Here is a 13,404-nt window from a genome sequence, read left to right as displayed (position 1 = left end):
AGTTTTGAAGCCTCTTATGTGGGCGTTGAATGTCCGCTGTTTGTCTTTAACGGACTTCTTTAGTTGATACAGGCAGTGGCCGCTCTTCATTTTATGGCACCTTATGGCACCGACTTTTTAGCACGTATAATAGCAAGTATAAAAACGTCATAGCTGCGCTAACGCTTTCATGTATTTGAAATAAAAGAATCATCAATAAAGCATATGATGAAATAATAGAACCCCGCACATCTTTAAATAAAACAGGTTATTAATTAGTAAGCGCTTTTTTTTCACTTTAAGCTATCAAATCATCACGACCATGAGACTCATTTATTATGTGGATTGTTTTTGCATTGCTCGCAACATTTTTCTTTGGTTTGCGGGGGATCTTGTATCAATGGACATCACAAAAAAACTTAAATCGAGACCTGCTGCTATTTGGTGTTTTCTGCATAGGCTTTATCATCAGCGTAGTAGGCGTAGTGTTGTTAAACCAACGTTGGTATGGCTGGGCTGATGTCGCTGTTGGTATGGGGTTAGGCTTTGGATCTTTTGCCGCTAATGCTGTTTTACACAAAGGGTTTTCAGTAGGAAAAGCATCACTTATCAGCGTATTATCAGGGTTAACGCCTTTGTTCGTCCTCATCTTTGCATTTTTAATTTGGAAAGAGACGTTAACCTCTATTCAATTAATTGGATTTGTTATCATTTTTTGTGGCCTTTGTATTATTAGATATTCTTCAGATATCTCTATTAATAATTTAAAAGGGGCGCAATGGGGGCTACTTGCTGCATTGTGCTTTACGTTTACTGATTTAATGGGTAAACAGTCCACACTTTTAGAGGCCGATGTTTTTGCAACGTTAACGTCTATGTTCGGCTTTGGCAGTTTCCTTTTTGCCATGAGGTGGTTAGCAAAGCGTAAGAAATTTATAGCATCTCAATATTCAGATAAAACTAATTGGTCGGAAATAAAAACCTTTTCTTGCGGACTACTAGTCGGGGTTGCAAATGTAAGTGGAATGGTTGCAATAATATCTGCTTTTTCTATTGGTAATACTGGGTTAGTTTCCGCAATTTCAGGAATGAATATTTTACTTATTCTCCTTTATTCTCATGTTGTTTTAAAAGAAACATTTAGCCGTCAAGAAGTGCTAGGATTAACCGCTGCTTTTGTCGGCGTTATCGTGCTTAGATTGAATTAAACCTTTTTTGCCAGTAGCTTGTTCAGCCAGTACTTTTTCCTGTAAGTACTTTTTCCGTAAATACCTTTGCGCGCAAAAATACCAGCGCAAGCGCTATGGCCGGCTGGTAGGTTTTTGCGCTTAAGGAAAAGAGTAGCGAACAATGCGCTTTAGTACGCTAGCGTACTGCTTCCAAAAGCTGCCAGTGTTGTAGTGCATACCGTGTTGTTTAAATACGGCTTGTACTTTAGGGGCCATTTCTCGGTATCGTCTGGCGGGAATGTCAGGAAATAAATGGTGTTCTACCTGAAAACTTAAATGCCCAGTAAGTATGTGAAATAAATTTCCGCCCTTAATATTTGATGAGCCTAAGGCCTGACGATAGTACCACTGGCCGCGTGTCTCATTTTTGCAATCCTCTGCTTTAAAGGTTTCCACATCGCCGGTAAAGTGCCCGCAAAAGATGATGGTAGATGTCCATAAATTACGTAGCAAATTAGCAATAAGGTTGCCTGACAATACCCATAAGAACAGCGGGCCAGCCAGCAAAGGGAAGAGCACATAATCTTTTACCAACTGACGTGCGCCTTTACTGAAAAAGTGTTTTTTAAGCTCGCTATGGGTTACTTGGTTTTTGCGGTTTTTTTTCTTCTTGCCGAAGAATACGCGTTCTGCGGCCATCTCGTGATACGACACACCCCACTGAAACATTACGCTAAGCAAAATATAGGTAGCGAACTGCCAAAGGTTCTTTACCCGCCATCTAAAGTCGTTCGATAAGCGAAGTAGGCCATAGCCAAAGTCTCTATCCTTGCCAATAATATTGGTGTAGGTGTGATGTTCGTAGTTGTGCACGCGGTTCCAGCTTGCCCCATCGCAGGCAATATCCCACTCATAGCGCTTTGAATTAATATGACTGTCGTTCATCCAGTCATACTGACCGTGCATCACGTTATGGCCAATTTCCATGTTATCCAGTATTTTAGCTGTGGCTAAACTTAGTACGCCAGCTACCCAAAGTAGAGGCTGTAAGAAACCAAGCATTAATAATATACGGCCACTCCATTCACAAATACGCTGGATAAGAATAATACGTCGAATATAGGCTGCATCTTCAGCACCTATTTTATCTTTTACTTCCGACTTTATTGCATCAAGTTGAGCTTCCAACATGTCGTAATAGGGTTTGCTTACGCTCTGCGGTGGGGTAGTTGCTTGTTGTAATCGCGCGTCAGTTTTACTAGGCGCTTCTTGTAGTTCCTCGGTGTTAATTAAGACGCGAGTGTTCATAGTTGAATCTCCAAATCGGTTACGGCTTGCGATACACATAGCTGAATAAGTTGCTCGGCACTATCAGACAGCTCGCCGGTGCGGGTATCTCGCACTACGCCCCGCTTTTTCACACATTGGCATTGATGGCAAATGCCCATACCGCAGCCATAAGTCACAGGCTGCTTCGCTTCTTGAAGCTGCGAAAGCAGAGATTTCTGATTACTCACCGATAAATGCTGACCGTTGTGCACCAAAGAAAAGGTTTCTTTTTCGCTCAAACTTCCAATGTTCACAGTGGGCAATGCGGCAAAATGCTCACTGTCTAACGGTGCCCTCACCAGTTTGGCTACTTCGTGAACCTGTTCGTACATCGCATTAGGGCCACACACCAACCAGTGGGCATCAGCAAAGTGGGATAGGTAATCTTTTACATCGCCATCTTTTTGTCGAGTCAACACGGCAAAAGTAAAGTTGTTGGCGCGTTTTTTAAGTGCTAGTAATTCGCTTTGCAACACGTGCTCGTTGGGCTTTGCAAAGTAAAGCAGATGAACAGGTGCGCGGTGTATTGCGTTATTTTCAATGGCGTCTTCAAGCATAGCGATAAACGGCGTTATGCCCGAGCCGCCAGCCACCATAAGCACGGGTTTATCGGTATTAGGTAAGGTGAAATTACCCTTAGGCGCTGAAATGTTCACCCATGTATTGGGTGTTATCGAGGAAAGAGCCGGGGTAAGTGCACCTTTGTTATTGACCTTGGTGACAAGCCGAATATTTTTCATTTCGCGGTGAAAGCTTGCCCCGCAAGCAACGGTAAATACGCGGGTAGTAAGCCTTCCATTCACTTCAATGGTTAGCGCGATATGTTGCCCTGCAATATGACTAGGCCAAGCTTTTTCGGGCTTTAGCATAACTTCCAACATGTCAGAACTAAGATTTCTGACAGCTTCAACTTGCGCTCTGTAATAGCCATCTCGCCACGCAGGTTTAACCTGCTGTATAAGCACTTCCCAATATCCTCTCCATGAACTGTGATGGAGCAAGCGATGGGCTAGATTATCGAGTAATAGTTTCAACGTAGAGATCACACCTATTAATTTTTCAAAACAGACTTAGCTAAAGAGTAAAAATAATTTAAGCGTACAAGTGTATGCTCAGTCAGCGCACAAGTGTAAGCTTAAATTTATTCCCGTCAAGTGAAGAGTTAAAAATACGTACTCACGTAGGTAGATTTTTGGCAGGTAGGTTTTCGTGGGGTTTGTAACGTGTATTTAATTTATGCAGCAGGAATGTTGATGAATTCGAGTTGGTTAAGACGTTGTATTAAGCTAGCGATGAATGATTACTAGGCGGAATGTATTCGGTCTAATCCGGGGCATTACTTTCTTCTCGTACTTTTAAGGTAAGCTCGCTGTCTTGGGGGCTAATGGAAAAGTCGAATTTACCTAAAATATTCATGCCTAACAGCCCATCTGCGCTAGGCAACGCATCGACGGGGAGCACTAGCGCTGAAACATCATCAAAACGGAAGCCTGCAAAATAAAAAGTAGGGATGTGTACCAACGGCGCACTGATGGTGCCAGAGGCAGTGTTTACATCAAAATTACCAATAAAAGTAAGGCGACGTAGCCCACCTAAGCGGCTGAATAAATCTGTGGTGATGGCGGTTGTGGTGGCACCGGTATCTAGCACCATGTCAGCTTGTTGATTAAGGGCTTTTACACCCACACGGTACTGATCGCCGTCTCGTACAAGTGCTACGCGGGTAACATCGTTTCCAAGAAGTTCGTTGCGAGCAATGCGCTCGTCAGTACTATTCGGGTCATCACTATTACTTTCACTGTACGCGATTTTCCGTATCGCATTGGCTTGGCTATCGTTATAAGAAAGGCTTGCCAGTACATCTTCCATTAACGTAATTTTTTGTTGCCTGGCATAAGCCTCAGCAAGTTGAAGAATATACTGCCTGTTATCAGGCACCCGTTGAAATAAGGGTTCATTTAAGTTTGCCAGTAAGTCCCATTGACCGCTAGCGGAAAGCTCGTTTTGAGCAGTGTCGTAAAGGTTGGCAATTCGCTTTTCAACCTTGGCTTTGCTGGCTGGCGAAAACGGCAATTCTGCTAAATCATGAAAGTGTATAAGCGCATCTGATAGCGGCTGTGTTCTTACAATTAATTCGGCCTCAAGCAACAACAAGCTTTCATCGGTGGGAAATTGTTGTAGTGCGCTATTTAATTGTTGCTTGAGTAAAGCGTAATTACCGCTGTTTAACAGTAGGGTTAGTTCATGAATGTAGTTATTGGTGACTTGAAGTTCTCTTTTTGACCCGTCGTACACATTACTGTTAGTTTCCGCATTACGTTTATCTGTAGCGGGCACGTCTTTATAGCTATTTAGGTTGGCTGAAGATTGAATAAGCGACGCTTTGTTCGACGCCGCTATTTCTACGGCTTGGTTCAACGAAAGAAACAGGTAGCCGTTTAACAGCAAAGATGCAGCAAGCACCACAAATAAACACGCTAACAACCCTTTGTTCATCGCTTATATTTCCCCGTGCTTTGCAGTTGAAGGCTAGATTCAATGCATGCATTACCATAAATTTCCTTAAAGGGTTCGGGCAAACGCTTGGGTGCGCCACTATCTAAGCTAACGCAAACAAATGTGGTGAGTGCTTCAAATACGGTTTTCTTTCTACGCTCGCAAATAAATTGAAAATGCCTTTTTAGGGTTAGCTTGTTATCACAACTTACAATCCACGTTGCGCATTGTAGATTATCACCTTCGTGAGAGGGCAGGTGATAATCAAGTTCATGGCGTTTAATCACCATAGCGCGGTTAAGCGACTGATAGTCAGAAAAATGCAGTCCAAGTGAATTGGAATGAGACCACGCCAATGCTTCTGCTTGGCTTAAGTAAGCCACATTATTAACGTGGTTGTAGTGATCTAAATGACTGGCGTCTATTGGCCATAATTTAGTAAAAGGCGACGGGTATCGCCAGGGTAACAATGCTTGCATATTTATAAAACTCTATGACTACGTTGTTGGGTATATTGAGAGCGTACCGCTACATCAAGGTGTTGGATTGTGCGAGACGATAGGAAGCGGATTATCTTCAGGCAAGGAGACTGACTCATCAAACAACGCATGCATCAGTGCTTCTTCTCGCTCAAGTACAGGGTGAATAAAGCTTTGCACGTTACCGATGGCTTTAAATGAGTGAAAGCCATTTTCTAGAAGTTCGTGCAGCGACAACAGCCCAGCTAGTTTGGCGGGGCGTCTTGATAAGCTAATTAACATGCCAATTCCCCTAATTTTAATCACATCACCGAGTTGTTCGCCAAGGTGCGCAATAATATCGAGCTGGCGTTGCCTATCTGTTTGGCGTCCTGTATTGCGGTAGGCTTGAGCGTAACTGTCCCGATTTAATGGCGCCCCTTTGAGTTGATGGACCATTTGCATGTCTAAATCGAATGACAGGGCATTAAGTGCCAACGCATCGTTCATTGCATTCATAGCTTTGTCGGGCAGCACTTTGGCAAGTTTAGGGATGACGCGGATTAAATCTGCGTCACGCTGGCTGAAATCTTTTGGGCCATAAAGTTCATCTACAAAAAATTGCATGGCTTTTTGATAACGCGCTTGTTTGGCTAAATCATCGTGAGACACCAGCAGGCGCTCGCACTGCCAATGCTGAAGTTCGTGGATACTATCCATAATACCCACTTTAAGCGCTAGGTCTCGAAGCGCATTCACTCTGTGTATATGCTTAACGATATTCTGTGGCACGCAAATAACATCCTTCCGTAGTGCTTTAATACTAGCTTGACGCAAGCGAGTGGCGCATGCAAGCCGCTAAGCCTATTCCCGCCATATTTTCACTGTTATAATACCCGCCCTTAAATGTATGGCTAACGGGAAACGTCTTTGAATTTTAGTACTTGGTGCAATATAACACGGGTAAGTTATTCACTCGCTGCTGGAGTTTTTCAGCGTGGCGAATGAGATAGACCCTGACGTACCTGCGCTTATTACTTTGTTCAACAGCACCTTTACCGACTTTCAAACGAAGCTGGTATTAGGTGATGACGAGCCTGTTTATCTTCCTGCCAATGAAGATATTTCCTATCATCGTATTGTGTTTGCACACGGCTTCTTTTCCAGCGCGCTGCATGAAATTGCCCACTGGTGTGTGGCGGGTGAGAAGCGTCGTTTACTTGAAGATTACGGTTATTGGTATTGTCCTGATGGGCGAGATGCCAAGCAGCAAGCTGAATTTGAAAGTGTAGAGATTAAGCCGCAAGCTATTGAATGGGCGTTTACCGAAGCCGCAGGGCGCCAATTTCAAGTGAGTACCGATAATTTAAATGGTGCCGAACCCGATAGAAAAGGTTTCACTAAAAATGTTGAAGCCCAGTTAGCGTGGTATAAAAATAATGGTTTCCCCCCTCGGGCGGCGCGCTTCATCGATGCTTTAAAAAAACACACAGAAATTAACGGGAGCGCAGTAACCCAATGAACAAGCCGGTATTTCGATTAGGCGTGGTAGTTAACCCTTTTGCAGGTATAGGCGGTGCGCTTGCATTAAAAGGCAGTGATGGTGCCGATGTGCGTGAAAAGGCGTTAGCAATGGGCGCTGAAAAAAAGGCTAACGAAAAAATGGGCAAAGCACTGTCTATAGTAGAGGCTTTGTCAGAAAAGTTCACTATCGTTACCGCCGGTTCAGAGATGGGCGAAGACGTGTGTGCTTCGTTAGGCTTACCCTTTGAGGTGGTGTACAAGAGTACATCGCAACAAACAGAAGGGGAAGATACCGAGCGTGCTGTACAGGCATTCCTTGGCTGTAATCTTGATGTTATTTTATTTGCTGGTGGTGATGGTACTGCCCGCAATGTGTGTAAAATTGTGGGTGACAAAGTGCCGGTGTTAGGTGTGCCGGCGGGATGTAAAATCCACTCTGGCGTGTACTGTGTGACTCCGTCTGCCGCAGGGCAGGTCATTAGCCAAATGATCAAGGGCGAAATTGTCAGTGTGATGGAAGGCGAAGTACGAGATATCGATGAAAACGCATTTCGAACTGGAAAAGTGATAGCAAAACACTATGGCGAGATGCGAGTGCCCGCCGAACTCACTTACGTGCAAGCCGTAAAAATGGGTGGTAAAGAGGACGAAGCGCTAGTCCTTGATGATATTGCCGCTACCATTAGCGAATTAATGGACGACAACCCAGACACCTATTTTGTTATGGGGTCGGGCTCTACCGTTGGCGCGGTTATGGAGTTTCTGGATTTAGAAAATACCTTACTAGGTGTTGATGTGGTGCTGGATAAAACGCTTGTAGCTAACGATGTAACTGCATCTGAATTGCTTTCGCTTACCCAAGGAAAGCCAACCCAAGTGGTATTAACCGTTATTGGTGGGCAAGGTCATATTTTGGGGCGTGGAAATCAGCAGCTTAGCCCAGACTTTATCCGCGCTATTGGCAAAGAAAATATGCGGGTTGTTGCGACTAAACAAAAGTTACAATCGCTTGGTAATAAACCATTACGATTAGATTCTGGCGATGCCGAGTTAGATGCATCGCTACAAGGTGCGTTCACCATTATTACTGGTTACAAAGACAAGGTTCTTTATAACGCCGAATAGTTTAGAAATTTTAGATTACGTTTAAGAATAGGAGAAATACGTGTTACCTCCGGCTTCAGCCCCCCAACAAGTAGTAAACCAAATTGCAGCGATAGAGGCTGCGTTAGATGATGTAGTTAATCATGGTAGTGACGATGAGCTGTTTACGGCCAGTTACTTACAAGGCCATTTCGCAGTGGTATCTCGTCAGCTAGAAATGCAAAGCAGCGCAACTATGCAGCAATTAGATTCAGATATGGCAGCAAGCTTGCAAGCCGCGTTTGATAACAAAGAACTAGAGGGCGAGGATGCTGCCCAGGTTAAGCGCCTTTGGTCACGATTATTCGACCAAGCGCGCAGCTAGCGACAAAATGTCGCACAACAAAGCGCGTTACAAAGCGCGTAACAAGCGCACAATAAAGCGCTATGCATGGAAGCTGGAAACGGAATAATTATCCGGCAAATTACGCCTGAAAGCGGCATAGCCTTGCCGCTTAGGCACCCTTAATTTCTCTCAAATGTTGGTGTTATTTTAAACCCTCAGATACTTTGATTGGCGTTCCTTTTCTAAAGGTAGGCTAACTAAAATATATTCTTTCTTAGCCCCAAGTAGCGGAGCAATGCGGCTTACGGCTGTGTTTTACAGGCCTTCTGACATGGCTTGCTTTAGTTCGGCACTTTTCAGCGTTTACCTTTTCTCAGACTTTATGCGCTACATGACACGCCCCCACAGGTTGTGGTGCGAATATTGCTAATCTTGTTGTTGATAAGAAAAGACAACAAGTGTCACATAACGCGTTTTTTACAAATGGCTTATTTCTAGGTGAATATATGTTCGGTTTAATTCAACTTGCGGGTTACAAGCGTAGCGCTAGTAACGCACCCAAAATAGCAGGGTACTGCACCGTGCAAGGTTTTTTGCGCAGCACTTCGCGAGCGATTTCTGCCGGATTAATACTTGCCATCATTGGCGGCTGTCAATCGTCGGATGATCCTAAAGCCCAAATGTCACAGTCTGATCCCTTGGCGGTTCCAGCCCTTGGGAATGTTGAATATCACACCTACGTTTTAGCCAACGAGTTGTTTGCCGATTTGAGACCTTCTAGGCAAGCGCGCTATGCCGTGGCGGGATTTGTGCCTGTTGATACCATGAAATACAACAAGAATGATCAACATCCATTGATGATGTTAGGGCATCAATTAGAGCAGGGCATGATGACCGAAGCCACAAAACGTGGTTTTACTACTCAAGAATTTAAGCTTTCGAACGATATAATTGTTAATGACGAAAGCGATAGAGTACTTACGCGCAATATTGACCAATTGTCCGATATTGAACGGGTCGACTTCTACATAACGGGTACCTTGGTTTACCAACAGTCTGGTGCTGTGGTTAACGCAAGAATTATCAACGTAAGAAATAAAGACGTGGTGGCGGCAGCTACCCGCTTTTTCCCGGCGGAGATTTTCTGGGAAGAAGAGCGAGTAACGAGCCGTAATGGTCGACTCTACAGAACTGAAGGTGGAAGGTAACGGGATGAACGCACTATTTAAACGCACGGCTAAACGCACGGCATGTATCCTAGCAACATCAACGCTAGCCCTGAGCGGTTGCTCTATGATGTTAGGTGAAGAAGAAGTGGCAGTTGAAGAAACGTCTCGACCGGCCATGAACGTGGTAGATATTATGGCGATAGACCGTCCTTCACCACAAAAAGAAGACGATGACGAACAGTCAAACGAGCAAGAGGGTATGGATGCGTTTGGCGCTATAGGTCAACCTACACTTTATTCGAGTGTCCAAGGGGCCTATAAAGGGCGACCGCTAACTAAGCATATTGGTGATTACGTAAAAAATATGACCCAAGACCTTATCGCGAACATGGAATATGTGAATGAAAAAACGCCTATAGGCGTAACGCATTTCGCGCTTATTGATACCAATCTGCAAGAAACGGATTTACTGGGTAAGCAAATGGCAGAATCATTTGTTCACGAACTGCATAAATTTCGTGTGCCCGTTATCGATTTTAAAGCCACAGACTACATTCGAATTACCGACGGTGGCGACTTCGTTCTTAGCCGCGACTATTTAGAGTTAAGCAGCAGTTTACCCATAGATTACGTACTTACGGGCACCATGGCTAAGCACCAAGGCGGCGTGCTGGTTAACGCCAGAATATTGGGCATAGAATCTCGCGCGGTAGTGGCGAGTGCCCAAATGCTAGTGCCATTTTATGTGGTAGAAGCGTTAATCCCTAGCGACGGTAGCCAAAAGAACGGCATGCGTGATGGCGTTAAATTAAGTAGAGGTTAATCATGAAAAGGCTTATTGCTTTGCTGGCAATGGGGTTAGCCGCTAGCCTCACCGCGTGTACCAGTACTGAATCAATCGGCTCTTTTTGGCTAGGTGATGACGGAGAAATTTCTCACTCCGCTGAGCCCGTTCCTGTGCCAAGGGGATCAGGCCTTGAGTACCACCCAGACTCTCGTGACCGTGAATATCAGCAGCATATTGCTGTGGATCCAGGCTACAGAGACCCATTGCACCAAGGATTTTCTCCTTCACAAACCCACAAACGTTTAAATGACTATGCATCGCAATTGGCGATGGATTTAATGGATAACGCAACCCGCCTTACTCAGCAAGACATGGTGGGGGTAACCAGTTTTGTGCGCTTGAATGAATCTTTAGGTGATAGCACGGTGTTGGGAAATCAACTTTCTGAATACCTTATTGCCGAGCTTCAAGATTTTGGGCTAGCCATTGTAGACTTTAAAATGGCTGGTGGCGTGACAGTAACGCCCTTTGGTGATTTTGTATTAAGCCGCAAAGCGAATGCACTGGCCAAGCAAGTGTCGATGGACCATGTAGTGACAGGCACTATTATTGAAGACGACAGGGGCGTTCGCATTAATGCCCGTATTGTTTCAATGCAAAACAAGCAAGTTGTTGCCAGTGCGAACATTTATATTCCCGCGTTCATCGTGACCGATTTAAATAAAGGCTTAACGGCGCAGGTACCAGTACAATAAGGCGTTACGGATTGGTGAGTTTTTAACTTCCGGCGACAATCGAATTAAACAAAAAAGCGCAGTCTGAAGTGGCCCAGTAAAATGGGCGTTCAGCACTGCGCTTTTTTATTGCAGCTTAAAAAATTGCTGCTTAAAAATAGCGATAAAAGCCATCGCTATTCATCAAAGATACTTCGTATACAGTCTCTCACCATAAACCGTGCAGGATGTACCGCCTGACACAAGTCGTTGTTTAACGGCAAAGGCTCATGGGTTAACGTACTTGCTAATAATTCCGCCATTAAAGGCGCGGTAGTGAGGCCGCGTGACCCTAAACAACATAATGTGCTTACTGGGGTTGCTGGCAACGGGGCTGCGGTAGAAAGCGGCTTACCTAACGACAAACCAACATATTGAGTTTTAAGTGCCGAAAAATCTGCAAGCATGCCAGATACAGGTTGATGATCCGGTGATCCTAATCGCGTGGCAGCCCTTGCTTCGCCGTCATGCTCGAGCTGTTGTACAACATCGGTATTCGCCATGGCTTGCTGGTGAGTTTGCAGGTTTTGTTCACTTTCCTGAGCTCGTACTTCAGTAGATAGGTCGTTTTTGATGTAGGTTGAGCCAAGCGCATGTCGGTTATTTAATGCTGGAGTCATATAGCCTTTGTGGCATATCACAGTGGTTAATGCGTTTATGGGTGCTTGAGTGGTAATGGCTTCTACTTGCCCGCGCACGGGGCGCAGCGGTAATGAAGCAAAGGCATTACTGCCCACAGCACCAGCACCTGTGGCCAAAATAAGATGATCAGCAAACAAGGTCTTATTATTTGATGAATCCTTTATGCCCGCCGTTACACTAAACTCCACAGCAAGGTGGTGTGCTTGGGCAAGCGCATCTGATAATGATGTTTTGTCATTGTCATTCAGTACCGTGTGAGAAAGGTACTCATGGTGACATAATACGGTCACATCTGCGTACTGTTTTGCTTGCTCAATTAGCGCTTGCACTAAGTCAGGTGGCGATATCCAGCCCCCTTGCTCTATAAACAGTCCATCATAAGGTAAGGCAATGCTCGCTTTTTCCGATAGCGCCTCAGGGCTTATTGGTTTAATTAACGCTTCGGGCCATACACCATTAGCCACCAGTTTTTTCTGCCGAACGGCGACCTTCTCGTTAAAGTTAAGCTGCGCAACACCGCAAAAGTCGTGTGCCACAGGCGTTTTTTTCAACGTAGTACTTGGTGGGGTATCTTTATCATCAAGCAAGGTGTGGTAAATATGCGAAGCATACAAAAAGCTATGCGCTTGAATACGGCTGGCAATACTGGCCTCGGAATGAAGCTGAGGGAAAAACCCCCCTTGTGGGTTGCCTGACGCGCCTGAGGCTAAAGCCTCTTGATCATGACATACCGTAACGTTAATGCCGCGCTTAGCTAAAGAAAGTGTCACCGTAGCTGCCGCAAGGCCATTGCCCACCACAATAACGTGGCTTTTAGGTGTAACAGCAGCTTGATTATAACGATAGTAGGGGCCTTCGAAGGCACGCTTTTCAGCTAATGTCGACGCAGCTTCTGTTTCATAAATACCCACCAACATATCGCGTTTTCTACCAAAGCCTTTACGTTTTGATACGGTAAATCCAGCGGCAGCCAACCCGCGCTTTACAAAACCCGCTGCTGTAAAGGTGGCAAAGGTAGCGCCTACTTTAGACAACCGCGCCATTTGCTCAAATAACGTGTCGGCCCACATGTCAGGGTTTTTACTGGGGGCGAAGCCATCTAAAAACCATGCATCAATCAGCCCAGCTGTTGGGCTATGCCATTGAGGCAATAAATCGTGTACATCCCCAATCCACAAATCCAACGTGGTATCAAATTCATCGAAATGACGCCTATGACACCCATCTAGCTCCATAGGATAGCGCGTACTTAATGCGCCAGCTTCTTCTTTCAAAGCGGGAAATGCCAGTAATGCCTTTTCCATATCTGGTTTGGGTAGTGGGAATTTTTCCGTACTCAAAAAGAATAATTGTTTAAGCGGGTGGCTGGGATTGGCGTTTCTAAAGTGTTTAAACGCTTGCATGGCAACCAGAAAATTAAGCCCAGTGCCAAAGCCGGTTTCAGCAATCACAAAGCTAGGGGCGCTATGTGCCTGCCAACGTTCAACAATGCTATTTCCACCCATAAATACATACTGGGTTTCATTGATGCCACTGTCATTGGAAAAGTATACGTCGCCAAAATGGTCGGCGACAGGGGTGCCGTTTTCATTGAAATGCACGCTTGCTTGTTGAGATTTCACCGGTGTAATTTAACTCTTAATGCGGTT

Annotated in this window: 13 protein-coding genes; 7 read left to right on the top strand and 6 right to left on the bottom strand. The window is 44.9% G+C overall.

The genetic code is table 11. The annotated features are described in order from the left end of the window. Window positions 1-317 precede the first annotated feature (317 nt). Window positions 318-1,187 (top strand): DMT family transporter, encoded by an 870-nt coding sequence (locus ALT761_RS12885; RefSeq protein WP_129739251.1) that lies wholly within the window; start codon window positions 318-320, stop codon window positions 1,185-1,187. Window positions 1,188-1,307: 120 nt separating this feature from the next. On the opposite strand, the gene ALT761_RS12880 is transcribed toward ALT761_RS12885, so the two are convergent. The 5 genes from ALT761_RS12880 to ALT761_RS12860 form a co-directional block, all read right to left on the bottom strand. Next, window positions 1,308-2,339, bottom strand: coding sequence for a fatty acid desaturase family protein (locus ALT761_RS12880; RefSeq protein ID WP_442858148.1), 1,032 nt, complete (start codon window positions 2,337-2,339; stop codon window positions 1,308-1,310). A 113-nt stretch (window positions 2,340-2,452) separates the two neighbouring features. Next, on the bottom strand, window positions 2,453-3,511 hold the full coding sequence (locus ALT761_RS12875; protein WP_232043452.1) for a flavin reductase family protein: 1,059 nt from the start codon (window positions 3,509-3,511) through the stop codon (window positions 2,453-2,455). A 289-nt stretch (window positions 3,512-3,800) separates the two neighbouring features. Beyond that, window positions 3,801-4,973: a retropepsin-like aspartic protease family protein gene (locus ALT761_RS12870; RefSeq protein ID WP_129739247.1), complete on the bottom strand. Its 1,173-nt coding sequence runs from the start codon at window positions 4,971-4,973 to the stop codon at window positions 3,801-3,803. Continuing rightward, window positions 4,970-5,452: an acyl-CoA thioesterase gene (locus tag ALT761_RS12865; protein WP_129739245.1), complete on the bottom strand. Its 483-nt coding sequence runs from the start codon at window positions 5,450-5,452 to the stop codon at window positions 4,970-4,972. The genes ALT761_RS12870 and ALT761_RS12865 overlap by 4 nt, the downstream gene beginning before the upstream one ends. Before the next feature lie 54 nt (window positions 5,453-5,506). Beyond that, on the bottom strand, window positions 5,507-6,223 hold the full coding sequence (locus ALT761_RS12860; protein WP_129739243.1) for an FFLEELY motif protein: 717 nt from the start codon (window positions 6,221-6,223) through the stop codon (window positions 5,507-5,509). A 205-nt stretch (window positions 6,224-6,428) separates the two neighbouring features. On the opposite strand from ALT761_RS12860, the gene ALT761_RS12855 reads away from it, so the two are divergent. The 6 genes from ALT761_RS12855 to ALT761_RS12830 all read left to right on the top strand — a co-directional run bounded on the left by ALT761_RS12855 (window position 6,429) and on the right by ALT761_RS12830 (window position 11,095). Then, entirely contained in the window at window positions 6,429-6,953 is a 525-nt protein-coding gene (locus tag ALT761_RS12855) for an elongation factor P hydroxylase (RefSeq protein WP_129739241.1), read from the top strand. Beyond that, complete coding sequence (locus ALT761_RS12850; protein WP_129739239.1) at window positions 6,950-8,080, top strand: ATP-NAD kinase family protein; 1,131 nt, start codon at window positions 6,950-6,952, stop codon at window positions 8,078-8,080. Before ALT761_RS12855 ends, ALT761_RS12850 begins: the two co-directional genes overlap by 4 nt. A gap of 40 nt (window positions 8,081-8,120) precedes the next feature. Further along, window positions 8,121-8,423: a YfcL family protein gene (locus tag ALT761_RS12845; RefSeq protein ID WP_129739237.1), complete on the top strand. Its 303-nt coding sequence runs from the start codon at window positions 8,121-8,123 to the stop codon at window positions 8,421-8,423. A 467-nt stretch (window positions 8,424-8,890) separates the two neighbouring features. Next, the gene (locus tag ALT761_RS12840) at window positions 8,891-9,592 is read left to right on the top strand and encodes a FlgO family outer membrane protein (RefSeq protein ID WP_232043451.1); all 702 of its coding nucleotides are present in this window, start codon (window positions 8,891-8,893) and stop codon (window positions 9,590-9,592) included. 4 nt (window positions 9,593-9,596) lie between these two features. Beyond that, window positions 9,597-10,376 carry a FlgO family outer membrane protein gene (locus tag ALT761_RS12835; protein WP_129739235.1) on the top strand — a complete coding sequence of 260 codons (780 nt, stop codon included), beginning with the start codon at window positions 9,597-9,599 and terminating at the stop codon, window positions 10,374-10,376. A 2-nt stretch (window positions 10,377-10,378) separates the two neighbouring features. After that, the gene (locus tag ALT761_RS12830; protein WP_129739233.1) at window positions 10,379-11,095 is read left to right on the top strand and encodes a FlgO family outer membrane protein; all 717 of its coding nucleotides are present in this window, start codon (window positions 10,379-10,381) and stop codon (window positions 11,093-11,095) included. Window positions 11,096-11,250: 155 nt separating this feature from the next. Here ALT761_RS12830 and mnmC read toward each other — a convergent pair whose 3' ends face one another. Then, complete coding sequence (mnmC, locus tag ALT761_RS12825) at window positions 11,251-13,377, bottom strand: bifunctional tRNA (5-methylaminomethyl-2-thiouridine)(34)-methyltransferase MnmD/FAD-dependent 5-carboxymethylaminomethyl-2-thiouridine(34) oxidoreductase MnmC (protein ID WP_129739231.1); 2,127 nt, start codon at window positions 13,375-13,377, stop codon at window positions 11,251-11,253. Between the last annotated feature and the right edge of the window lie 27 nt (window positions 13,378-13,404).

The organism is Alteromonas sp. 76-1 (genome assembly GCF_900654235.1).
Taxonomy (GTDB): domain Bacteria; phylum Pseudomonadota; class Gammaproteobacteria; order Enterobacterales; family Alteromonadaceae; genus Alteromonas; species Alteromonas naphthalenivorans.
The sequence above is the reverse complement of the archived record's forward strand: the minus strand, read 5'-3'. Positions and strand labels throughout refer to the sequence as shown.

Excerpts from the sequence above, each read along its gene's own strand:
- ALT761_RS12840 (WP_232043451.1), top strand. The coding sequence starts at position 8,891 with ATGTTCGGTTTAATTCAACTTGCGGGTTACAAGCGTAGCGCTAGTAAC.
- ALT761_RS12880 (WP_442858148.1), bottom strand. The coding sequence starts at position 2,339 with ATGTTGGAAGCTCAACTTGATGCAATAAAGTCGGAAGTAAAAGATAAA.
- ALT761_RS12870 (WP_129739247.1), bottom strand. The coding sequence starts at position 4,973 with ATGAACAAAGGGTTGTTAGCGTGTTTATTTGTGGTGCTTGCTGCATCT.
- ALT761_RS12885 (WP_129739251.1), top strand. The coding sequence starts at position 318 with ATGTGGATTGTTTTTGCATTGCTCGCAACATTTTTCTTTGGTTTGCGG.
- ALT761_RS12850 (WP_129739239.1), top strand. The coding sequence starts at position 6,950 with ATGAACAAGCCGGTATTTCGATTAGGCGTGGTAGTTAACCCTTTTGCA.
- ALT761_RS12835 (WP_129739235.1), top strand. The coding sequence starts at position 9,597 with ATGAACGCACTATTTAAACGCACGGCTAAACGCACGGCATGTATCCTA.
- ALT761_RS12865 (WP_129739245.1), bottom strand. The coding sequence starts at position 5,452 with ATGCAAGCATTGTTACCCTGGCGATACCCGTCGCCTTTTACTAAATTA.
- ALT761_RS12830 (WP_129739233.1), top strand. The coding sequence starts at position 10,379 with ATGAAAAGGCTTATTGCTTTGCTGGCAATGGGGTTAGCCGCTAGCCTC.